The organism is Agrococcus sp. Ld7, from assembly GCF_045064095.1.
In the GTDB taxonomy this organism is placed as follows: domain Bacteria; phylum Actinomycetota; class Actinomycetes; order Actinomycetales; family Microbacteriaceae; genus Agrococcus.
On sequence record NZ_JBISGY010000025.1, the window covers coordinates 20,599 to 42,897 of the forward strand.

The window sequence follows — 22,299 nt, forward strand, 5'->3', positions numbered from 1 at the left end:
CAGAAAATGCTCCGCGTGCTCGGCGACCGCCGTGCTGCACTCCAGAACGGCGAAGAGACCCAGAAGGGCTTCACGCTCATCGAGCTGCTCGTCGTCGTCATCATCATCGGCATCCTCGCCGGCATCGCGATCCCCGTCTTCCTGAACCAGCGCGAGAGCGCGTGGCGCGCCGAGACCGAGTCGGACTTGAAGGCCGCCGCCCTCGCTGCTGAGACGTACGCAGTCCAGCACAACGGTTCGTACACCGGCATGACCGAGGCCTTGCTCGTCAGCGACCACGGTTTCCGGCAGTCACTCTCGACGACCGAGGATACGGGTGGCACATACATCGTGGTGACGCCTGCAGCGAACGGCAACAGTTTCACGGTTGTGGGTCTTCACCCGCAGCTTGGTGGGGACTCGCTGACGTATGACACCACTGCGGGCGGCCTGCAGAACTGGGTCGAGAAGAAGTAAGTCATAGCGAGCGCGGCTGCGTCATCTCTTCGCAGTCTCCACGCTCATCGGCCAACAGAGAGGAGAGCACCATGCGCAGCATTCGCAAGCGTCTGCGACCCGTCGCCGACAACGACCGCGGCATGACGCTCATCGAGGTCATGGTGGCGATGTTCGTCTTCGCCATCATCTCGACGCTCGTGCTCTCCTCTCTGGTGCAGATCACCACGATCACCCAGCAGTCGCGTGCGCAGCACGTAGCCGCGAATCTCGCAGCAGGCGAGATCGACCTCGCACTCGATACCCCCGACCTCTTCGCGCTGCTCGACGAGTCGCACGACATGCCCGTGAACGGCACGACCTTCCATGTGCGGCGCGAGACGGCCTGGGTGAGCGACCCGTCTTCGACCGCCTCGTGCGGCGGCGGCGGCAGCCTCCGCTTCAAGCGTGTGCACATCACCGTCACGTGGGACGGCATGCGCGAGGGTGCCGAGCCGGTGCGCGCAGACACCCTCATCAATCCAGCAGAGCGCATCAACGACCCGTCGAAGGGCACCGTGCTCGTCTCCATCATCGATTCGCTCGGCGAGGGCGTCGCGGGAGCCGCAGTCTCGCTCACCGCGACCTCCGGTGGCGCGAGCCTCCCGACGACCACGAGCGATGCGCAAGGATGCGCCTACTTCCTCCAGGTGCCGAACGGCACCTACGACGTCGCGATCGCGAAGAGCGGCTACACCGGAGTGCTGCAGGAGACCCCGCAGCAGCGCGATGTGAGCGTGCAGGCTGGCTCCTCGACCACGGTCGGCCTCCAGTACGACCTCGCGGCCCGCTTGGATCTGACATTCGCGGCAGGTACGACGGCGCGACTGCCGAGCCCGATGCACCTCACACTGCTCAGCACCTATGGAGTGCGGACGATCACGTTGCCGAATACGAACCGTCGCCAGACGGTGGCCACACATCCGCGCGTGAGCTATCGCGTGGTGGCCGGGCAGTTCCAGCAGACGAGTGGCGCGGAGTGTGCTGCGATCGACCCGGCTTCTTGGCAGGAGGCCACGGTAGGCGGTGAGAGCCTCGGATCCGGATCGGCGCCGGAGCTGAGCGCCGAGCCAGGGGCCGTCGCGGCGACCGACGTGCCGATGGGCATCGTCACAATTCCGCAGAGCGTCAAGGGGCTGCTCGCGACGTCGACGACGGGGCGCGCCGACGACCCTAGCTGCGTTGCGACCGTGCAGCTGAGCTACGGGAACGTCGCAGCGAACACGACGGTGGCCGTCCCGTTCGGCACGTGGCGCTTCACGAACTCCTCCGGTGGCAGCGTCACCGCGACGAATGTCAGCCGCGGTTCCACCCAGGGGGCCGACGTCGTCACGCTCGATCCGCGTGAGGTGGCGCCGTGAGGGGCCGCCAACGCGTCGATGAGCGCGACCGAGGTTTGACGCTCATCGAGCTGCTTGTCGCGATCTCGCTGCTCGCGATCGTGGCGACGCTGATCACGACCATGGTTGTTTCACTCTCTCAAAACTTTTCCCGCCAGGAATCCCAACAGGACAGCACCAACCAAGCAGCGTTGGCCATGCAGAGCGTCACCCGAGTCATTCGCGCTGGTACGGAGATCGACACGAACGGCCAGCGGCTGGCGCCGGTCTTCACCGCCGCCGCGCCTGAGTCCGCGACGATGAACACATATGTCGGTGTGACCAGCACCGCGGATGGGCCCACTCGCGTGACGCTGGCCGTGAATCCCAAGGGCGAGCTCGTCGAGACACGCGTCGCCTCCAGGAAGTCTGGTGGCGTATGGGTCTACAGCGGCGCGCCAAGCACGAGCCGCGTGATCGCTCGAGATGTCATCTCGGCTGCTCCGTTCACGTTCTTGCGCGCGGATGGCACACCACTTCCTGCGCGCGCGCTGACAGAAGCCGAACGGTATGAGATCACCGCTGTGCAGGTGCGAGTGACCGTGCAGACCCACGCCAACAGCGATGCATCCGTGGCTGAGATGAGCTCGGTTGTGTCGTTGCCGAACCTCGACCTGACGAGAATGAGGACAGCGCCATGATGCGACGCGCTCTGACAGGCCTGCCGGGCGGGCGCGCATTGCGCACACCGGTGGATGATCGCGAACGTGGGATCGCGCTCATCCTCGTCATCGGGATCGGCGCGCTCGTGACGGCGCTCATCGCGACGGCGGTCGTGTTCACGGTCGCCGGCATGCGCTACGCGAAGGATGACGTGAACTGGAACGGGGCCCTGGCCGCGGCGTACGCGGGTATCGAGGAGTACCAGAGCTGGATCTCGGAGGAGCCGCTCAGAGTGCAGCTCGGAAACGAGGACGCCCCATTCAGCGCGGGCAGCACCTTGCGCGAGGATCGAAGCAATCCAGCGTTCGGATTCGACGGGGCATGGGCGACCGTTCCAGGGTCGGACGGCACCGCGAGCTTCCGCTACGAAGTCGATACCACCGCGTACTACAGCGCGGGTGTGCTTCGCATTCGCTCCACAGGGAGGGTCGGAGAGGAGACGCGGAGCATTGTTGCCGATCTGCGGCAGTCGGGCTTCGTGCACTACCTCTACTTCACCGATCGTGAGATCCAGGATCCGGCACTCAACTCCTATGGCAGCGACTGCTATCGGTATGCATGGTCGAGCCCAGCGCGGCCGTCGAACAGCAACCGGCCGAACGATCGCTGCGGCATCATCACATTCGCACCGGGCGACGTGATCAATGGACAGGTGCACTCGAACGACATCATCTATGCGTGCGGCACGACGTTCAAGGGTGCGGTGACCACGTCTTGGAACCCGCCCAGCGGCGCCCGATACCGCTGTGTCGGCAACGGCGGCACGCCAAAATTCGAGGTGCGCGACCCGCAGCGCGGGAACTCGCCCTCCTACCTGCCTGTGCTTGGCATGCCCGAGACGAACGGCCAGATTCGCGCGGCCGCGTTGGAAACAGGATGCGTCTACACCGGGCCGACGCGCATTGTGATGCACAGCGACGGCACGATGACCGTGCGCTCCCCGCTGACGCGAGCGACCCGACCGGGCCAGGTCCCCGCGAACCCCAGTGCGTGCGGTTCGCTGAGTCAGCTGAACTCGGCGAGCGGTGCGACGGTGAGTGTGCCGGAGGCAGGCGCCGTCTACGTGCAGAATGTGCGGTCGACCGTCGGTGATCCGAACTATCGCGCTCGTCCGAATGGATGCGCGAATGGGAACAACATCGGCTACCCGGTCTCGGGCGAAGTCACTCCAGATCCCGTTGCGGCGGTACCCGCATACGACTGCCACAGCGGCGACCTCTTCATCGAAGGCCGTGTGAATGGCCAGGCGACGATCGCGGCCGAAAACTTCATCTACGTCACCGGCAGCACCACATACGTCGATCGAGACGACGACATGCTCGGGCTCATCGGCAACAACATGGTCTACGTCTGGAACCCGTCGTACCGGAAGTGCTCGGGGAAAAACTGCTCGGGCCGGGGCCCCGACTCGCCGAACATCACGATCGAGGCCGCGATCCTCTCGCTCCGCAGCTTCGCGGTGCAGAACACCGACGTGAGCGGTGATCGAGACGGACGGCTGACTGTGCGCGGCTCGATCGCGCAGGCGTTCCGCGGCGTCGTGGGCTACGAGAGCGGCTACCTGAAGGACTACATCTACGACCCACGCCTTCGCTTCCGCTCGCCGCCACATTTCCTCTCTCCCGTGACGACGTCGTACGGCATATCCACGTGGATCGAGACCGACGCTGCGTTCACTGCCGATGGGACCGAGCGATGATCGTCGCGGCCACCGCCGTCACCGGCGGCTTCGGCCTGCTCATCGGCTCGTTCCTCAACGTCGTCATCTTCCGCGTGCCGGCCGGCCGCTCGATCGTGCGCCCGCCCAGCGCATGCGGCGGATGCGGCACCGAGATCCGGCCGTTCGACAACGTGCCGGTGCTCAGCTGGCTGCTGCTGGGCGGCAGGTGTCGCGACTGTGCGTCGCCGATCTCGGTGCGCTACCCGTTCGTCGAGCTGCTCACCGGCGTCGCGTTCGCGGCCATCGTGCTGCGCTTCGCGCCCTGGACGGCGTTCGACATCTCGCTCGCCGACGGCATCGGCGCGATCGCCGAGACACTCGCCTTCCTCGTGCTCGCGGGCATCGGCATCGCGCTCGCCTGGATCGACCTCGACACGCACCGCCTGCCCGATGCGATCGTGCTGCCCTCCTATCCGGCGCTCGCCGCGCTGTTCGGCATCGCCGGCCTCGCAATGAGCGATCCCGGCGCGATGCTGCGCGCCGCGCTCGGCGCAACGATCCTGTGGTCCGCCTACCTGCTCATGGCCTTCGCCTACCCGCGCGGCATGGGAATGGGCGACGTGAAGCTCGCGGGCGTGATCGGCATGGCGCTCGGCTGGCTGGGCTGGCCCGAGCTCGCCGTGGGCGCCTTCGCGGCCTTCCTGCTCGGCGGGCTGTTCGCACTCGTGCTCGCCCTGCTCGGCCGGGTCGGCCGTGGCAGCGGCATCCCGTTCGGCCCGTGGATGCTCGCCGGCGCGGGCGCCGCAATCTTCGCAGGGGAGCCGATCTGGCACGCCTACCTGCGCCTCGTAGGACTGGAATAAGGGGATAACGATGAGCAACAGCATCGTCGGGCTCGACATCGGCGCCGCGGGCATCCGCGCCGCCGAGGTCACGCGCACGCGCAAGGGACCGAAGCTCGTGCGCTACCACTCGGTCCCGTTGCCGAGCGGCGTGCTGCAGCGAGGCGAGGTGGTCGAGCCGCAGGTGATCACGTCGGCGCTGAAGACGCTGTGGAAGCAGGGCCGATTCTCGACCAACCGTGTCGTGCTCGGCATCGGCAACGACAAGGTGATCGCGCGCGAGCTCACGGTGCAGAGTGCGCCGCTGCCGATCATCCGCGAGTCGCTGCCCTTCCAGGTGCATGACCTGCTGCCGGTGCCGGTTGCCGACGCGATCCTCGACTTCTATCCGATCTCGGACGCGGGGCACGGCCAGGTGCACGGGCTCCTGGTCGCCGCGATGAAGGAGGGCGTGCTCGCCACCATCGATGCCGTGCGCCGCGCGAAGCTCGAGCCGCAGTCGGTCGACTTCGTGCCCTTCGCCATCAGTCGTGCGCTGCTGCCCGTGACGGATGCCGACCACGCGGTCGCGGTCGTCGACGTCGGCGCGCACACGACATCGGTCGTCATCGTCAGCGGCGGCGTGCCGCAGTTCGTGCGCATCATCCCCACCGGCGGCGACGAGGTGACCCACGCCCTGCACACGCGGCTCGACATCGACCGGCAGAGCGCAGAGACCGCGAAGCGCGTGCTCGGCCTGGGGCTGCAGGAGTTCGCTCCGCATGACCAGCCCGCGGTCGACGCGATCCGTGAGGTGACCGGCGAGCTGGTCACGGGCGTGCGCAACACCATCACCTACTTCACCGCGGCGAGGCCCGAGCTGCCGGTGCGAAGCGCGATGCTGACCGGTGACGGTGCGAGCCTTGCCGGGTTCACCGGTGCGCTGGGGGAGGTGCTGCGGCTGCCCATCCAGCGCGGCAACCCGTTCGGCGCCCTCGACGTGCGCGATCGTGATCGAGAGCGCACGGCGGCAGATTCGACGCGGGCGGTCGTAGCCGTCGGCCTGGCGATGCGGAGCGCAGCATGAAGGTCTTCGGCCTCACCATCGGCGAGGCGCCGACCGGCGGATCCCCATTGGTGCTCGGAGGCGCCCCGAGCGTCGACCTGCTGCCGCGCGAGGTGCGCGACACCCGCAAGAGCAACCGTGCGCGTCGAGGCGTCATCGCGGTGGCCGTGCTCGCGATCGTCGCGACAGCAGGCGGCGGCGCCGCAGCGACCTACGCGTCGATCCTGGCCGAGGTGCAGCTCGCCTCCGCCGAGCAGCGCACCGAAGCGCTGTTGGCGCGCCAGTCCGAGTTCGTCGAGGTCACGACGCTGCAGCGGCAGATCGAGGAGCGCACCGCCGCTCGGCAGGTGATCACCGGCACCGAGATCGACTGGCAGTCGGTGCTCGCTGACGTGCGCGCGACGCTGCCGGAGGGCGCCGTGGTCACGGCGCTCGCCGTCGACGGCGCATCCCCGATGGAGCCGTACGCGCAGGCCGGTGTGCCGCTGCAGGGGCCGCGCGTCGCGACCGTCTCGATCACCGTGCAGAGCTCGACGATCATGTCGGCAGCGGATGTCGTGGATGCGCTCGAAGCAGTGCCGGGCTTCACCGACGTGCAGGTGCCGACCACAGCGGTCGTCGACGCCGGCATCGCCGAGACCACCTTCGTGCTGCACCTCGACGAGGGTGCGTACAGCGCTCGATATGCGCCGCTCGACGCCGGCCCGGCGGAGACGCCCGATGCGGAGTCGAGCAGCGCCGAAGCGAGCAGCGCCGAAACCGGCAGCGCCGAAACCGGCGCGGTGGATGCCGCCGGCACCGATGCGGAGGAGAACTGATGAACGCCAAGGACCGGCTCTGGAGCCTGGGCGCGGGGCTGCTGGCGGTCGGGGTGGCGCTCGGCGGATGGTTCGGCGCGATCTCGCCCAGCCTCGACGCCGCAGCGCGCGCCGACAGCGATCGCTCCGCAGTGGAGACGCAGAACCTCGTGCACGAGACCCGACTCATCGCGCTCGAGGATGCGGCGGCTCGCATCGGCGAGCTGCACGCCGAGCACGACGCGCTCAACCAGGGGGTCCCCTCCGGCGAGGAGTACGCGGAGTTCCTGCGTCAGGTCGATGCGCTGGCGCAGCAGCACGGCGTAACCCTCAGCGCACTCACGACCACCGCGGCGATGGTCTACCTGCCGCCAATCGACGACACGGCAGCGGCTGCTGCTGCGGAGACCCCCGCCGAGCCCGCCGAGGCCTCCGGCGACGAGTCGGAGGCTCCGGCGCCCGAGCCCGCGCCGGAGGCCATCGACAGCGGACCCGTGCCCTTCACCAGCCCGCTGATCACGGGAGACAACCTCGCGGCGATCCCGGTGACGGTCTCCGTCATGGGCAGCACCGAGCAGCTGTCGGCGTTCCTGCACGCGCTGCAGATGGGCACGCGCCTGGTCTCCGTCTCCACCGCGACCTTCACCGAGCCGACAGCGATGGACCCGGGGCAGATCGATCCAGGGCAGATCGACCCGGGCCAGGTGGATCCCGGACAGATGGCGCCCGTGCAGCTCGGTTCGGGGCAGCTCGACATCACGGGCTTCGTCTACGCAATGCCCGCCGGTCAGCCCGCGCCGTAGCGGCTCGCTCCAGGTCGCTGTGGGAGGATCACACTGATGCGAACCGCCCATGCTGCCTTCTCGATGTCGCTCGTGGGCGACACCGGATTCGTGCTCCTCGCCCTGCCGGCGGCCGCGTACGGCTCCGACGATCGGATCTCGGTCACGCTCGACGGCGAGCCCGTCGAGTGGAGCATCGAGCCGGCCGCGCATGACACGCGGGAGCTGCGGTTCTCGGCCGGTGCGGGCAGGCTCGACGTCGACATCCGCTCGACGCTGACGCACCTGCAGCGCCCGGTCGCTGACGGCGACCCGGCTCGCTACCTGCAGGACTCGCGCTACGTCGAGGCCAGCGCCCTGCGCGGTTTCGTCGACGAGCGCTTCGGGCGAGCGAGCGGCTTCGAGCAGATCGACGCCATGCGCAACTGGATCGCGCGCGGCTTCACGTACGAGCCCTCGCTGTCCGTGATCGACGACTCCGCGGTCTCGACGCTCGCGAAGAGCGGCGGCATGTGCCGCGACTACACGCACGTGATGACTGCGCTCGCGCGGGCCGCGGGAATCCCCGCTCGCTACGTCGGCGTCTACGCGCCGGGGCTGGTGCCGCCGGACTTCCACGCGGTCACCGAGGTGTTCATCGACGATGACTGGTGGGTGGTGGATGCGACGGGGCTCGCGCCGCGCGGCAGCCTCATCCGCATCGCGACGGGCGCGGATGCGCTCGAGACCGCGTGGGCGACGACGACCGGGAGCTCGGTGCGGCTGATGTCGCTGACCGTTGACGCGGAGGACGACGGGCTGCCCGAGGGCACCGTCGATGATCCGCGGCAGCGGTATCGGATTCTGTAGGGCGGGGCGCGTTCGGTCTCCTAGGAAAGTGACGTGAGCTATGCGGCTGCTGGTGTGAGGTCGACGTCGTAGCCGAGGCCGCGCAGGCTGCGGAGCGCGCGTCGTTTGATCTGGTCGGGGTTGCGGTGGTCGTAGTAGTCGACGCACCAATCCACGGTCCCCGTGGAAGCCCTCCACGCCAAGCTCGTGAACAGGCTCACAAGCACTAAGACCGACCGGCGTCGACCGCAGCACACCCAGCATGGCCCGCCACCAGACCCAGCCATAGCCCACTTTCGCCCATCCAAAGCGGCGCCCGCAGGGCGCCCCGCCAAGCTCGTGACGGCGGCGGGCTTCGCCCGCAGCCTCCTCGACCTACGGGGGTGACGGGGGCGGGCTGCGGTCGCAGCCTTCTGGACCTACGGGGTGTCGGGGGCGGGCTGCGGTCGCAGCCTCCTCGACCTACGGGGGTGACGGCGGCGACCTGCGGTCGCTGTCTCCTCGACCTCCTGCTAGAGGAGGTTCGTGGAGACGTCGTCGATGATGGGCTGGGCGTCCTGCTCGCTCACGAAGTAGACCGAGGCCACGCTGATGAGCACGTTGCTCGACCGGCTCGTCGCGACGCCGACCTCGCCGGAGGTCTCGAACGCGGGGTAGTCGAACGACGCAGGATCCTCGAGCACGGCGATCACGAGCCGGTCGGAGCCCGTCACGTGCTCGTATGCGCAGACCGTGCCGCCGGCATCCGCGATCGCTCGGATGGTGTCGGGCAGCTGGCCCTGCTGGTTCGACGGGGCGAAGTTCGGGTTGAAGTCGTAGAGCTGGTCGGCGGTGAAGACATCGGTGCACGGCAGCTCGCCCGCGACCGGCGGCGTCGTCGGCAACGGCGTCGCCGCGGGCTCGGCCGGTGCCGAGTCAACGGGCTCGTCCGTTGCACCGGGGGTCTCGCTCGGCTCGGCGGGCGCCGAGGTGGAGGGGGCGTCCGATCCATTCGGCGCCTCCGTCGGAGCCAGCGCGCCGGGCTCGCACCCCGTCAGCACCATGGCTGTCGCGGCCGCCACGATCGCGGCGGGCAGGAGGCGGCGGGGGAGCAGACGAGGGCGTGACATGCAGCCAGAATACGGCGAAGGGCCGACGGGTCCCGGCGGGCACGCGGACTAGAATCGAAGGATGCAGCCCTCTGATCTCTCCGTTGCCGTGCTCGCCGCCGTCCGCTCGGCGGTCGGGCGACGAGCCGCAGAGGTCGAGGTGAGCGAGAGCGACATCGTGCTCGAGCGCCCCCGCAACCGCGACCACGGCGACTGGACCACGAACGCCGCCATGCGCTTCGCGAAGAAGGCGGGAGCGAACCCGCGCGAGCTCGCCGACGAGGTCGCTGCCTCGCTCGCCGAGATCGACGGCATCGCCGGCGCCGAGGTCGCGGGCCCGGGCTTCATCAACCTCACGCTGGCCGCGGGCGCGGCGGGCGAGCTCGCCCGCACGATCGTCGAGGCCGGCGATGCCTACGGCTCGGGGGAGACGCTCGCGGGCATCCGCATCAACCTCGAATTCGTCTCTGCAAACCCGACCGGCCCCATCCACATGGGCGGCACCCGCTGGGCAGCCGTCGGCGACAGCCTCGGCCGCGTGCTCGAGCGCCAGGGCGCGCTCGTCACCCGCGAGTACTATTTCAACGACCACGGCGGGCAGATCGACCGCTTCGCGCGCAGCCTCGTCGCGGCCTTCCGCGGCGACCCCACGCCCGAGGACGGCTACGGCGGCGCCTACATCGCAGAGATCGCGCGCAAGGTCGACGACGCCTACGACGGCGACCTGCTCGACCTCGACGACGCCGATCTGCAGGAGGAGTTCCGCGCCCGCGGCGTGCAGCTCATGTTCGACGAGATCCGCCGCGACCTCCACGAGTTCGGCGTCGACTTCGACGTCTACTTCCACGAGCACCAGGTGCAGTCGGACGGCTCGGTCGATCGCGCGATCGAGACGCTGCGCGAGCGCGGCCATGTCTTCGAGGAGGACGGCGCGCTCTGGCTGCGCACCACCTCGTTCGGCGACGACAAGGATCGCGTGGTGGTGCGCTCCAACGGCGCCCCGGCGTACTTCTCGGGCGACCTCGGCTACTACCAGAACAAGCGCGAGCGCGGCTTCGAGCAGAACATCATCATGCTCGGCGCCGACCACCACGGCTACGTCGGCCGCATGATGGCGATGTGCGCCGCGTTCGGCGACCAGCCGCACCACAACCTGCAGATCCTCATCGGTCAGATGGTCAACCTCCTGCGCGACGGGCAGCCGGTGCGCATGTCGAAGCGCGCGGGCACCATCGTGACGATGGAGGACCTGGTGGATGCGGTGGGTGTCGACGCCGCTCGCTACGCGCTCGTGCGCTCGAGCGCTGACACGCCGCTCGACATCGACCTCGAGCTGCTCACCCAGCGCACCAACGACAACCCGGTCTACTACGTGCAGTACGCGCATGCCCGCATGTCCGCCGTCGGGCGCAACGCGGCCGCCGCCGGCATCGACCGCAGCGAGTTCGACCCGTCGCTGCTCGAGCACCCGAGCGAGTCGGCGCTGCTGGGCGCGCTCGCCGACTTCCCGCGCGTGCTCGCGCAGGCGGCCGAGCTGCGCGAGCCGCACCGCGTCGCGCGATTCGCCGAGGAGCTCGCCGGCCTCTACCACCGCTGGTACGACGCCTGCCGCGTCACGCCGGTGGGCGACGAGGAGGTCACCGCCGTGCACCGCACGCGCCTGTGGCTGAACGACGCGACCGGCCAGGTGCTGCGCACGGCGCTGTCGACCGTGGGAGTGAGCGCGCCCGAGCGGATGTAGCCGCCGCGCGCCCACGCCTGGCCGTGCCCGTCCCAGAGCGAGGACGGATTCCGGATCTGTCCCGAGCGGAGGATCAATCGTCCTCTGCTCGGTGCGCGTCCTCCTTCTGGGACGTCGGCCCGGGCAGACGCCCCTTGCTAGGCGTGCGGATGCGGTGGCCCCGACGCGCGGGCCGGGCGCCGCGCCGCCGACCGGTAGGCCGAGACGCTCGGCTCACCGGGGATCCAGAAGCGCCAGGGGAAGGCGGATGCGTCGCCGCCAGGTCCGCTGACACCCACGCGCGGGCCGGTGCGATGGGGTGGGGGTTCGGCGGCGGGGGTGAAGGTCCAGGTTGCCGGCATCTCGTGACGGGCCTGCGGCCCTCCTCGATGCGCGGGGGCGGTTGCGGGGGTCTCGTGACGGGCCTGCGGCCCTCCTCGACCGACGGACGTCCGGCGCGCCGAGTCACCGACGGCGGCCGGGCGCGCCGAGTCGTCGGCGAACGCAGCGCCGTCGGCGAACGCCGCACCGTCGCCGACGAACGCAGCGTCGTCGCCGACAAACGCCGCGCCGCCGTCGACGAACGCGGCGCCGTCGTCGGCGAGGGTTGCGCCGAGCGCCTGCGCCACGTTGCCCGGGCCGCGCGCGAGCTCGCCGGTTGGGGGAGTCGCGCGCCGAACGGAGCGGCGCTCGAGCGCGAGCGAGTGCCCGTCGACGACCGCCCCGGCTCGAACGAGCACGCCCCAGCCCGAGCCCTCCGGACCCGCGACGATGTTCACCGCGTGATGCAGGCCGTAGGTGAAGTAGCAGTAGACGTGGCCGCCCGGGCCGAACATCGTGGCGTTGCGCGCCGTCTTGCCGCGGAACGTGTGCGCGCCCGGGTCGCTGGCGCCACGGTAGGCCTCGACCTCCGTGAGCCGCAGTGCCACGGTGCCCGACGCATCCGATCGCGTCAGCACGCCGCCCAGCAGCAGCGGGGCGAGCTCGAGCGGGTCGCGCTCGAACCAGGCGGCATCGGGAACAGGCACGATCGGCACGCTACGACATGCGTCTCCGCGCTGCGCGCAGGGAGCCTCGGCCATGCCCGGCCTCGTAGGATGGAACGCAGCGCCACAAGCGCAGTCGCCGCCTGCCCGCCAGGCCACCCCATCTCCACCCGGACGGAGCTCCCGTGCCGCATCCGCTCGCCCCGCAGCTGCCAGAGACGCACGACGCGAACGCGCTCGTCGACGGCATCTGGCCGGCCTGCACCGAGCGCATCGACGGCACGGTGCACGTCGGGGGAGCGGCGCTCACCGACATCGCGACCGAGCACGGCACACCCTTCCTGCTCGTGGACGAGACGGTCGTGCGCGACCGCGCCCGGCGCATCCGCACCGCGTTCGAGGCGGCATTCGGCGCCGTCGACGTCTACTACGCCGGGAAGGCGCTGCTCACCGCCGATGTGGCACGGTGGATGCGCGACGAGGGCCTGCGCCTCGACGTCTGCACGGGCGGCGAGCTCGCCGTCGCGCTGCGTGCGGGCATCGACCCGGCAGCCATCGGCTTCCACGGCAACAACAAGTCGCTCGACGAGATCGAGGTGGGGGTGCGCGCCGGCGTCGGCACCTTCGTCATCGACTCTCCGGCAGAGGCGGAGCGCATTGCCGCCGCCGCCGAGCGGGCGGGCCGCGTGCAGCGCGTGCGGCTGCGCATCTCGGTGGGCGTGCACGCCTCCACACACGAGTTCCTCGCCACGAGCCACGAGGACCAGAAGTTCGGCATCCCCGTCGCCGACGCGCCCGCGATCGTCAACCGCATCCGCGAACTGCCGAGCCTCGACCTCGTCGGCCTGCACACGCACATCGGCTCGCAGATCTTCGACGCCGACGGCTTCGCCGAGTCCGCCCGCCGCATGCTCGCGCTGCATGCCTCCCTCGGCGGCACCGAGGCCATGCCAGAACTCAACCTGGGCGGCGGCTTCGGCATCGCCTACACCGCCGCAGACAGCCCCGAGCCGATCGAGACCATCGCGGCAGGCCTCGCGGATGCCGTGCGCGCCGCCGCAGACGAGTTCGGCATCGAGGTCCCCAGGATCGCGATCGAGCCCGGCCGCTGGATCGTCGGGCCTGCCGGCATCACCGTCTACACCGTCGGCACCGTCAAGCCGGTGGTGCTCGACGCCGGCACCCGCACCTACGTCTCGGTCGACGGCGGCATGGGCGACAACGCCCGCCCCGCGCTCTACGGGGCGCAGTACGCGGCGCGCATCGTCAGCCGCGCATCCGACGCGGATGCCGCGCTCGTGCGCGTCGCCGGCCGCCACTGCGAATCGGGCGACATCGTCGTCGATGCCGAGTGGCTGCCCGCCGACGTGCGACCGGGCGATCTGCTCGCGGTCGCCGCCACCGGCGCCTACTGCCACTCGCTCGCCTCGAACTACAACCTCGCACCCCGCCCGCCGGTGCTCGCCGTCGCGACAGGCGCGGGTGGCGCACCGAGCGTCCGCACGCTCGTGCGCCGTGAGACGATCGAGGATCTCCTCGCGCGCGACGCCGGCCTCGACGCCGGTCTCGACGCGAGCGCCCCGCAACGAACCGATGACAACGGAGCCGCATCCGCATGAACTCCTACCGTTCCCTCCGCATCGCGCTGCTCGGCGCCGGCAGCGTCGGCTCGCAGGTGGCGAAGCTGCTGCTCGACCAGCAGGAGGAGCTCGCCGCGCGCGTCGGCGCCCCGCTCGAGCTGGTCGGCATCGGCGTGCGCGACGTCGACGCGGAGCGCGACGTGCCGCTGCCGCGCGAGCTGCTGACGACCGACCTCGACGCGCTCATCGCGGGCGCCGACATCGTGGTCGAGCTGCTGGGCGGCATCGAGCCGGCGCGCACGCTGCTGCTCGACGCGATCGCCGCCGGTGCCGACGTCGTCACCGCCAACAAGGCGCTCGTCGCAGCGCACGGGCCCGAGCTGTTCGAGGCGGCCGAGATCGTCGGCGCCCAGGTCGCCTACGAGGCGGCGGTCGGCGGCGCGATCCCGATCATCCGCCCGCTCGAGCAGTCGCTCGCGGGCGACCGCGTCACGCGCGTGATGGGCATCGTCAACGGCACCACCAACTTCATCCTCGACCGCATGCACACCCAGGGTGCCTCGCTCGAGGACGCGCTCGCGACCGCCACAGAGCTCGGCTTCGCCGAGGCCGACCCGACGGCCGACATCGAGGGCTTCGACGCGGCGAGCAAGGCCACCATCCTCGCCTCGCTCGCCTTCCACACCGAGGTGCCGGCGAACGAGGTGCACCGCGAGGGCATCACGGGTGTGACGGATGCGATGGTGCGGCAGGCAGAGCTCAACGGCCGCGTGCTCAAGCTCGTGGCGATCTGCGAGCGGATGCCGGGAGACACGAACGACCCCGACGCCGTCGACCGCGTCTCGGCGCGCGTGCACCCCGTCTCGCTGCCGGGCACCCACCCGCTCGCGGCGGTGCACGAGGCGATGAACGCCATCTTCGTGACCGCTGAATCGGCGGGCGACCTGATGTTCTACGGTGCGGGCGCTGGCGGGCCGGAGACGGCATCCGCGGTGCTCGGCGACCTGGTCTCGATCGCTCGTCGGCACGTGGCGGGCGGCCCCGGCATGGCCGGATCGACGCACGCGAACCTCGGCCGGGCACCGTTCGCCGATGTCCGGGCGCGGCACGAGATCGCGCTCACGGTCGCCGACAAGCCGGGCGTGCTCTCGGTCGTCGCGGGGCTGGTGGCGCTGCACGGGGTATCCGTGGAATCGGTGCGGCAGGACGTGAGCGGCGACGCCGCGACGCTCGTGCTCGGCACCCACACGGCGACGGAGGGGCGGATCGCGGATGTGCTCGCGGCGCTCCAGGACCAGGACGACGTGAAGCGGATCGACAGCGTCATCCGCCTCATCGACTAGGGAGAGAACCATGGCGAATCAGTGGCAGGGCGTGCTGCGCGAGTGGGCCGACGTGCTCGACGTGACGGATGCATCGACGGTCGTGACGCTCGGCGAGGGCGGCACGCCGCTCATCGAGTCGCGCGTGCTCTCGCAGATGACCGACGCGCGCGTGTTCGTGAAGTTCGAGGGGCTGAATCCGACGGGCTCGTTCAAGGACCGCGGCATGACGGTGGCGGTCTCGCGCGCCGTCGAGCGCGGCGCGAAGGCGATCGCGTGCGCCTCGACCGGCAACACCTCCGCAGCGGCCGCGGCCTACGCGGCGGCGGCGGGCATCCAGGCGATCGTGCTGGTGCCGGAGGGCAAGATCTCGATGGGGAAGCTTGCCCAGTCGGTCGTGCACGGTGCCCGCATCGTGCAGGTGCGCGGCAACTTCGACGACTGCCTCGAGATCTCCAAGGAGCTCGCGGAGCGCTACCCCGTGCACCTCGTCAACTCGGTGAACGACGACCGCATCGAGGGTCAGAAGACCGCGGCGCTCGAGATCGTGGATGTGCTCGGTGACGCCCCCGACATCCACTGCATCCCGGTCGGCAACGCGGGCAACATCACGAGCTACTGGCGCGGCTACTCGCTCGCCGAGACGTCCGGCGTCGCCACCAAGCGGCCTCGCATGCTCGGCTTCCAGGCTGCCGGCGCGGCGCCCATCGTCAACGGCGCGCGTGTGCACGAGCCAGACACGGTCGCGACCGCGATCCGCATCGGCAACCCGGCGTCGTGGCAGCAGGCGCTCGACGCGCGCGACGAGTCCGGCGGCTTCATCGGCGCCATCGACGACGCCGAAATCCTGAAGGCGCAGCGACTGCTCGCCTCATCCACCGGTGTCTTCGTCGAGCCCGCCTCTGCGATCTCGGTCGCGGGCCTGCTGGAGCGCCACGCGGCCGGCGAGATCCCCGCCGGCTCGACGATCGCGCTCACCGTCACTGGCCACGGGCTGAAGGACGCACAGTGGGGTCTGAAGCTCGAGGACGGCTCGGATGCCGCTCCGGAGTCGGCCGACGCCGACACGACGCACGTCGCGCAGCTGCTGGGCCTGGCATGAGCGCCGCATCCGCTGCCGGCGCCGTGCCCGACGGGCGCCGCGTGGCCGTGCGCGTGCCCGCCACGAGCGCCAACCTGGGGCCCGGGTTCGACACCCTCGGCCTGGCGCTCAACGTGCATGACGAGCTCGAGGTCGAGGCGACCGCGTCCGGCGTGCACGTGGAGGTGTCGGGTGTCGGTGAGGCGGGCTCCGAGCTCAGCGTGCCGACCGACGAGACGAACCTCGTGGCGCGGGCGATCCTGCATGTCTTCGACCGGGTCGGCGTCGAGGCTCCGGGGCTGCGCCTGCAGGCGACCAACAGCATCCCGCACGGCCGCGGCATGGGCTCATCCGGTGCCGCGATCGTCTCGGGCGTGCTCGCTGCGAAGGGGCTGCTCGACGGGATCGTCGACGTCACGAGCGACGACGTGCTGCGCTTCGCCACCGAGCTCGAGGGGCACCCCGACAACGTCGCCCCAGCCATCTTCGGTGGGCTGACGATCGCGTGGGTGGATGACACCGGCCCCAGGCACAAGCAGCTCGCGGTGCACCGCGGCGTCTCGCTGCTGATGGCGGTGCCGGAGGCGACGATGTCGACGAAGCTCGCTCGCAGCCTCCAGCCCGACGCCGTGCCGCACGCCGACGCCGTCTTCAACGTGTCGCGCTCGGCGCTGCTCGTGGCGGCGCTCACGCAGAGCCCGGAGCTGCTGTTCGACGCCACCGAGGATCGCCTGCACCAGTCCTACCGGGCCAGCGCCATGCCGGAGACGAGCGCGCTCGTCGGCGACCTCCGCGCCGCCGGCCACGCAGCTGTGGTGTCCGGTGCCGGCCCATCGGTGCTGGTGCTCGCCACCGACCCAGCAGCCCGACTCGAGGCCGCCGCGATCGTCGAGGATCGAGCCCAGGCGTGGACTGCGCGCCTGCTCGCCGTCGATATTCGCGGTGGTACAGTGGAGCCCATCCCCACCAGCGCCGCGGCGTAGCCCGGCGAGGGGTGTTTCCGACTCCACTCTCTGCATTTCTGATGCGTTCGACCGCCCAGCAGCTCCCGTAGCTGACGAGGCCGTGAGCGCAGCGGGAGACAAGGTCCCATGTCCGCGTCGATCGCGCGCGGGCCGATTTCGAAGGAGCACTCGCGCTATGACGAGCGAGACCACAGACAACACCTCGGCAGCAGTCGCTGCCGACACCTCCGCCACCGAGCAGTCCGCCTCTCCGGCCGACGCGCAGCCCGCGGCCCAGTCGGAGGCACCGGCAGCCCCGAAGCGCCGCTCGCGCCGCGCGACGACGTCGTCCGTGGCTGAGCAGGCCGCGGCGATAGATGAGCAGGCCGCCGCGCCCGCCGCTGACGCGGTCGCTCCGGCCGCCGACGCCGCGCCGGCTGCCGACGCCGCGTCGGCCGCCGACGCCGCGCCGGCCGAGAAGGCCCCCGCGAAGCGCCGCACGAGCACGCGCCGCACCGCTGCGGAGAAGCGCGCCGACGAGGCAGCTGCTGGCGAGACCGGCACGGAGCGGGCTGACGGCGAGCAGGGCGAGGCGGCGCAGTCCTCCGACGCCCCCGCGTCCGAGACCGGCTCGGCCGAGGCGGACACCACCGCGAAGCGCCCGGCGCGCCGCACGAGCCGTGCGCGCAAGACGGATGACGCGGCATCGACCGACGAGCAGGCCAGCACCGAGCAGGCCGGCACCGAGCAGGCCGGCACCGAGCAGGCCGGCACTCAGCAGACCGAGGACGAGCAGTCCACCGGCGAGCAGGCTCGCGGCGGCAAGGCGGGCGCGAAGAAGTCCGGCGGCCGCAGCGGAGCCAAGGGCGGGAGAAGCAAGGCTGACGCCGACCAGGCTGACGCCGTCGAGACTGACGCCGAGCAGGCTGGCGCAGAGCAGGCTGGCGCAGAGCAGAGCGGTGCCAAGCAGGCCAGCGCCAGCGGCGAGCAGGACGACGCCGACCAGGCGAGCAGTGAGCGCCAGCAGGAGTCGGGCGACCGCACGCAGTCGGACGCAACCGGGTCGGGCTCGCGCCGTAGCCGAGGCCGCGCATCCGACAACCGCGCCGATGGTGGCGACGATTCGGATGACGACCAGGACGAGCGCGGTGGCCGCGGCCGCCGTCGCGGGGGCCAGGGCGGTCAGAACGACCAGGACCAGGGCAACCAGCGCGGCCAGGACGACCAGGGTCAGGACGGCCAGGACGACCAGGACGACTCGCAGCAGGGCGGTTCGCGTCGTCGCCGCAGCCGTGGCAAGGGCAACCAGAACGGTGACCAGCAGGGCGGCAACCAGCAGGGCGGCAACCAGCAGGGCGGCAACCAGCAGGGCGGCAACCAGCAGCGCGGTCAGCAGCAGGACGACGACTCGGACGACGACGACGGCGGTTCGCGCCGCGGCCGTGGCCGTGGTCGCAACCAGGGCGGAAGCCAGGGTGGCAACCAGTCGCAGCAGCAGGCCGATCAGGACAGCACGTCGCGCCGCACGCGCGGCCGCGACCGCACCCGCACGCGCGGCCACGACGCCGAGACCGAGATCCATGAGGACGACGTGCTGCTGCCCGTCGCCGGCATCCTCGACGTGCTCGACAACTACGCCTTCGTGCGCACGTCGGGCTACCTGCCCGGCTCGAACGACGTCTACGTCTCGCTCGCCCAGGTCAAGAAGCACGGCCTGCGCAAGGGCGACGCCGTCGTCGGCGCCATCAAGCAGCCGCGCGAGGGTGAGCAGCAGTCGAGCCGCCAGAAGTACAACGCGCTCGTGCGGGTCGACTCGGTCAACGGTCAGACGGCCGAGGAGTCGCTGAATCGCGTCGAGTTCTCGAAGCTCACGCCGCTCTACCCGCAGGAGCGCCTGCGGCTCGAGACCACCTCGAACAAGCTCTCGACCCGGGTGATCGACCTGGTGGCGCCGATCGGCAAGGGCCAGCGCGGCCTCATCGTCTCGCCGCCGAAGGCCGGTAAAACGCTCGTGATGCAGGCCATCGCCAATGCCATCGCCGAGAACAACCCCGAAGTGCACCTCATGATCGTGCTCGTCGACGAGCGCCCCGAGGAGGTCACCGACTTCCAGCGCACCGTCAAGGGCGAAGTCATTGCGTCGACCTTCGACCGGCCCGCCGAGGATCACACGATCGTGGCGGAGCTCGCGATCGAGCGCGCCAAGCGCCTGGTCGAGCTCGGGCACGACGTGGTGGTGCTGCTCGACGGCATCACACGCCTCGGCCGCGCCTACAACCTCTCGGCACCGCCGTCGGGCCGCATCCTCTCCGGCGGCGTCGACTCGAGCGCGCTCTACCCGCCGAAGAAGTTCTTCGGCGCAGCGCGCAACATCGAGCACGGCGGCTCGCTCACCATCCTCGCCACCGCGCTCGTCGAGACGGGCTCGAAGATGGACGAGGTGATCTTCGAGGAGTTCAAGGGCACCGGCAACATGGAGCTGCGCCTGTCGCGCCACATGGCCGACAAGCGCATCTTCCCCGCGGTCGACGTGAACGCATCCGGCACACGCCGCGAGGAGATGCTCATGGGCGTCGAGGAGACGAAGGTCATGTGGAAGCTCCGCAGGGCGCTCGCCGGCCTCGAGACCCAGCAGGCGCTCGAACTGGTGCTGAAGCAGCTCAAGGAGACGCAGTCGAACGTCGAGTTCCTCATGAAGGTCTCGAAGTCGGTGCCCGGCCAGCACGACAAGGACTGACGTGTTCGAGTCGGTCTCGGGGCTCCTCGCCGAGCACGCCGACCTCGAGCAGCAGCTCGCTGATCCGGCGCTGCACGCCGACGCCGTGCGTGCGCGCCGGGTCAACCGGCGCTACGCCGAGCTGAGCCAGGTCAAGTCGGCGCACGAGCGCTGGCGCGGTGCGGTCGACGACGTCGAGGCGGCTCGCGAGCTCGCTCGTGAGGACGACGCCTTCGCCGACGAGGTGCCGGCGCTCGAGCAGGTCGCCCACGAGGCGGAGGAGAAGCTGCGCAGGCTGCTCATCCCGCGCGACCCGGATGATGGGCGCGACGTGATCATGGAGGTCAAGGGCGGCGAGGGCGGCGAGGAGTCGGCGCTGTTCGCTGCCGACCTCGTGCGCATGTACTCGCACTACGCGACCAGCCGCGGCTGGAAGGTCGAGATGCTCGAATCGACCGCGAGCGACATGGGCGGCTACAAGGATGTGCAGATCGCCATCAAGTCGTCGTCCAACGACCCTGCCGAGGGCGTCTGGGCGTCGCTGAAGTACGAGGGCGGCGTGCACCGCGTGCAGCGCGTGCCGGCGACGGAGTCGCAGGGGCGCATCCACACCTCCACCACCGGCGTGCTGGTGTTCCCCGAGGTCGATGCGCCGGATGAGATCCAGATCGACCAGAACGACCTGAAGATCGACGTCTACCGCTCGTCGGGCCCCGGAGGCCAGAGCGTCAACACCACCGACTCGGCGGTGCGCATCACGCACGTGCCGACCGGCATCACGGTGTCGATGCAGAACGAGAAGAGCCAGCTGCAGAACCGCGAGGCGGGCATGCGCGTGCTGCGAGCGCGGCTGCTCGCGCGCCAGCAGGAGGAGCTCGACGCGGCGGCATCCGATGCCCGTCGTTCGCAGATCCGCGGCATGGATCGCTCGGAGCGCATCCGCACGTACAACTTCCCCGAGAACCGCATCGCCGATCACCGCACGGGGTTCAAGGCCTACAACCTCGACACGGTGATGGATGGCGCACTGCAGGCAGTCATCGACTCCTGCATCACCGCCGACGAGGAGGCGCGCCTGGCCGCCCTCGCGGGCGACGAGGACTGACACAGCCGTGAACCGCAGGCCCGGGCGAGACAGCCGCGGGTCCGCACGCGAGGGCGCCGCCAGCATGGGCGGCGCCTTCTGGCGCTTCTGGAGCGTGGAGCTGGCCACCGAGACGGGCCTCGGGCTCGCGGTCATCGCGCTGCAGACACTGGTCGTGCTCGACCTCGGGGGAGGGGCGACCGAGGTCGGCTGGCTGTCGTCGGCGCGCTTCCTGCCCTACGTCGTGCTGGGCCTGCTGGTCGGCGCGATCGTCGAGGGGATGCGGCGACGCACGGTCATGATCGTCAGCGACCTGGTCCGGACGCTGGTGCTCGGTGGGCTCGCGGCAGTCTGGCTCGCGGGCGGCGGCGCCTTCTGGGTGCTGCTGCTCGCGGTTGTGCTGCTGGGCACGGCGAGTCTCGTGAACGACGCGGCATCGCAGGCGTTCGTGCCGCGCCTCGTGGATCGCGATCGACTGCTGCCGGCCCACCAGCGGCTCGACATCGGCTCCAACACGGCGCAGTCCGCAGGCCCGGCGGTCTCCGGCGTCATCATCGCGTGGCTCGGCGCGCCTGTCTCGCTGCTGCTCGCCGCTGTCGCGCACCTGCTGTCGGCGCTCGTGCTGTGGGGTCTGCCACGCGACGAGCGTGCGCAGCGGCGGACGCATGGACTCGGGCGAGCGATCGGCCACGGTCTGCGCTTCGTGCATCGCCATCCGCGCCTCGGGCCGTTCGCGCGGTGGACGCACGTGTGGTTCTTCTGCAACGGCGCCGCGATGACGCTGCTCGTGCCGCTGGTGCTGCTCGAGCTGGATGCCGGTGCGGCAGGGCTCGGGCTCGTGCTCGGTGTGCTGGGCGGCGCGACGCTGCTGGGCACCGCGTTCTCCGGCATGATCGCTACACGGCTCGGCATGGCGCGCACGATCATCCTCGAGCACGCGGTGATGCCGCTGTCGTGGGGCGTGGTCGCCCTCGCGGCGCTGCTGCCGCTCGCGCCTGCCGCTGGTCTCGCCCTCGTCGTCGCGGGGCTGGCGGTGACCGGCGTCGCGATGGGGCTGTCGAACCCGAGCGAGATGGCGCTGCGGCAGCGCGCGACGCCCGATCGCATGCAGGCGCGCATGAACGCCACCATGCGCACCATCAACCGCGCCATGATCGTCGTCGCGGCGCCGCTCGGCGGGCTCCTCGGCGACGCGATCGGCATTGGCTCCGCGCTCGTGATCGTGTGCGGCGGCTTCGCGGTCGCGGCGATCGGCATGGCGGCCTCGCCGCTCGCCCGCGGCCGCACGGCCGCTTGATCGCACCCCCG

The 22,299-nt window shown here is 70.6% G+C and carries 19 protein-coding genes; 17 read left to right on the forward strand and 2 right to left on the reverse strand.

What is annotated here, in order from left to right; all coding sequences use genetic code 11:
• The first annotated feature begins 6 nt into the window (after nt 1–6).
• From ACJJVL_RS04675 to ACJJVL_RS04715, 9 genes are all read left to right on the forward strand, one after another.
• Entirely contained in the window at nt 7–456 is a 450-nt protein-coding gene (locus ACJJVL_RS04675; RefSeq protein WP_405217157.1) for a type IV pilin protein, read from the forward strand.
• 71 nt (nt 457–527) lie between these two features.
• On the forward strand, nt 528–1,835 hold the full coding sequence (locus ACJJVL_RS04680) for a carboxypeptidase regulatory-like domain-containing protein (protein WP_405217158.1): 1,308 nt from the start codon (nt 528–530) through the stop codon (nt 1,833–1,835).
• Nucleotides 1,832–2,494 carry a type II secretion system protein J gene (locus ACJJVL_RS04685; RefSeq protein ID WP_405217159.1) on the forward strand — a complete coding sequence of 221 codons (663 nt, stop codon included), beginning with the start codon at nt 1,832–1,834 and terminating at the stop codon, nt 2,492–2,494. Before ACJJVL_RS04680 ends, ACJJVL_RS04685 begins: the two co-directional genes overlap by 4 nt.
• Nucleotides 2,491–4,215 carry a hypothetical protein gene (locus ACJJVL_RS04690; RefSeq protein WP_405217160.1) on the forward strand — a complete coding sequence of 575 codons (1,725 nt, stop codon included), beginning with the start codon at nt 2,491–2,493 and terminating at the stop codon, nt 4,213–4,215. Before ACJJVL_RS04685 ends, ACJJVL_RS04690 begins: the two co-directional genes overlap by 4 nt.
• Nucleotides 4,212–5,039: a prepilin peptidase gene (locus ACJJVL_RS04695; protein ID WP_405217161.1), complete on the forward strand. Its 828-nt coding sequence runs from the start codon at nt 4,212–4,214 to the stop codon at nt 5,037–5,039. Before ACJJVL_RS04690 ends, ACJJVL_RS04695 begins: the two co-directional genes overlap by 4 nt.
• A gap of 10 nt (nt 5,040–5,049) precedes the next feature.
• On the forward strand, nt 5,050–6,084 hold the full coding sequence (pilM, locus tag ACJJVL_RS04700; protein WP_405217162.1) for a type IV pilus assembly protein PilM: 1,035 nt from the start codon (nt 5,050–5,052) through the stop codon (nt 6,082–6,084).
• Nucleotides 6,081–6,881 carry a PilN domain-containing protein gene (locus ACJJVL_RS04705; protein WP_405217163.1) on the forward strand — a complete coding sequence of 267 codons (801 nt, stop codon included), beginning with the start codon at nt 6,081–6,083 and terminating at the stop codon, nt 6,879–6,881. The genes pilM and ACJJVL_RS04705 overlap by 4 nt, the downstream gene beginning before the upstream one ends.
• A complete protein-coding gene (locus ACJJVL_RS04710) occupies nt 6,881–7,663 on the forward strand; it encodes a hypothetical protein (RefSeq protein WP_405217164.1) in 783 nt (260 codons plus the stop codon). Before ACJJVL_RS04705 ends, ACJJVL_RS04710 begins: the two co-directional genes overlap by 1 nt.
• A gap of 36 nt (nt 7,664–7,699) precedes the next feature.
• The gene (locus ACJJVL_RS04715; protein ID WP_405217165.1) at nt 7,700–8,491 is read left to right on the forward strand and encodes a transglutaminase family protein; all 792 of its coding nucleotides are present in this window, start codon (nt 7,700–7,702) and stop codon (nt 8,489–8,491) included.
• Between the two features lie 491 nt (nt 8,492–8,982).
• On the opposite strand, the gene ACJJVL_RS04720 is transcribed toward ACJJVL_RS04715, so the two are convergent.
• On the reverse strand, nt 8,983–9,579 hold the full coding sequence (locus ACJJVL_RS04720) for a hypothetical protein (RefSeq protein WP_405217166.1): 597 nt from the start codon (nt 9,577–9,579) through the stop codon (nt 8,983–8,985).
• 61 nt (nt 9,580–9,640) lie between these two features.
• On the opposite strand from ACJJVL_RS04720, the gene argS reads away from it, so the two are divergent.
• Complete coding sequence (argS, locus tag ACJJVL_RS04725) at nt 9,641–11,299, forward strand: arginine--tRNA ligase (RefSeq protein WP_405217167.1); 1,659 nt, start codon at nt 9,641–9,643, stop codon at nt 11,297–11,299.
• A gap of 137 nt (nt 11,300–11,436) precedes the next feature.
• On the opposite strand, the gene ACJJVL_RS04730 is transcribed toward argS, so the two are convergent.
• On the reverse strand, nt 11,437–12,306 hold the full coding sequence (locus tag ACJJVL_RS04730; RefSeq protein WP_405217168.1) for a DNA-3-methyladenine glycosylase: 870 nt from the start codon (nt 12,304–12,306) through the stop codon (nt 11,437–11,439).
• A 143-nt stretch (nt 12,307–12,449) separates the two neighbouring features.
• Between ACJJVL_RS04730 and lysA the strand changes: the two genes are divergently transcribed.
• The 7 genes from lysA (at nt 12,450) to ACJJVL_RS04765 (ending at nt 22,288) form a co-directional block, all read left to right on the forward strand.
• The gene (gene lysA, locus ACJJVL_RS04735) at nt 12,450–13,883 is read left to right on the forward strand and encodes a diaminopimelate decarboxylase (protein WP_405217169.1); all 1,434 of its coding nucleotides are present in this window, start codon (nt 12,450–12,452) and stop codon (nt 13,881–13,883) included.
• Nucleotides 13,880–15,187, forward strand: a complete 1,308-nt coding sequence (locus ACJJVL_RS04740) for a homoserine dehydrogenase (protein WP_405217170.1) — start codon at nt 13,880–13,882, stop codon at nt 15,185–15,187. The genes lysA and ACJJVL_RS04740 overlap by 4 nt, the downstream gene beginning before the upstream one ends.
• 10 nt (nt 15,188–15,197) lie before the next feature.
• Nucleotides 15,198–16,268, forward strand: a complete 1,071-nt coding sequence (gene thrC, locus ACJJVL_RS04745) for a threonine synthase (RefSeq protein ID WP_405217171.1) — start codon at nt 15,198–15,200, stop codon at nt 16,266–16,268.
• On the forward strand, nt 16,265–17,230 hold the full coding sequence (thrB, locus tag ACJJVL_RS04750; protein WP_405217172.1) for a homoserine kinase: 966 nt from the start codon (nt 16,265–16,267) through the stop codon (nt 17,228–17,230). The genes thrC and thrB overlap by 4 nt, the downstream gene beginning before the upstream one ends.
• A 157-nt stretch (nt 17,231–17,387) precedes the next feature.
• Entirely contained in the window at nt 17,388–19,928 is a 2,541-nt protein-coding gene (gene rho, locus ACJJVL_RS04755; protein ID WP_405217173.1) for a transcription termination factor Rho, read from the forward strand.
• Between the two features lies 1 nt (nt 19,929).
• Nucleotides 19,930–21,012 (forward strand): peptide chain release factor 1, encoded by a 1,083-nt coding sequence (gene prfA, locus ACJJVL_RS04760; protein ID WP_405217174.1) that lies wholly within the window; start codon nt 19,930–19,932, stop codon nt 21,010–21,012.
• Nucleotides 21,013–21,076: 64 nt separating this feature from the next.
• Complete coding sequence (locus ACJJVL_RS04765; RefSeq protein WP_405217175.1) at nt 21,077–22,288, forward strand: MFS transporter; 1,212 nt, start codon at nt 21,077–21,079, stop codon at nt 22,286–22,288.
• The last annotated feature ends 11 nt before the right edge of the window (nt 22,289–22,299 follow it).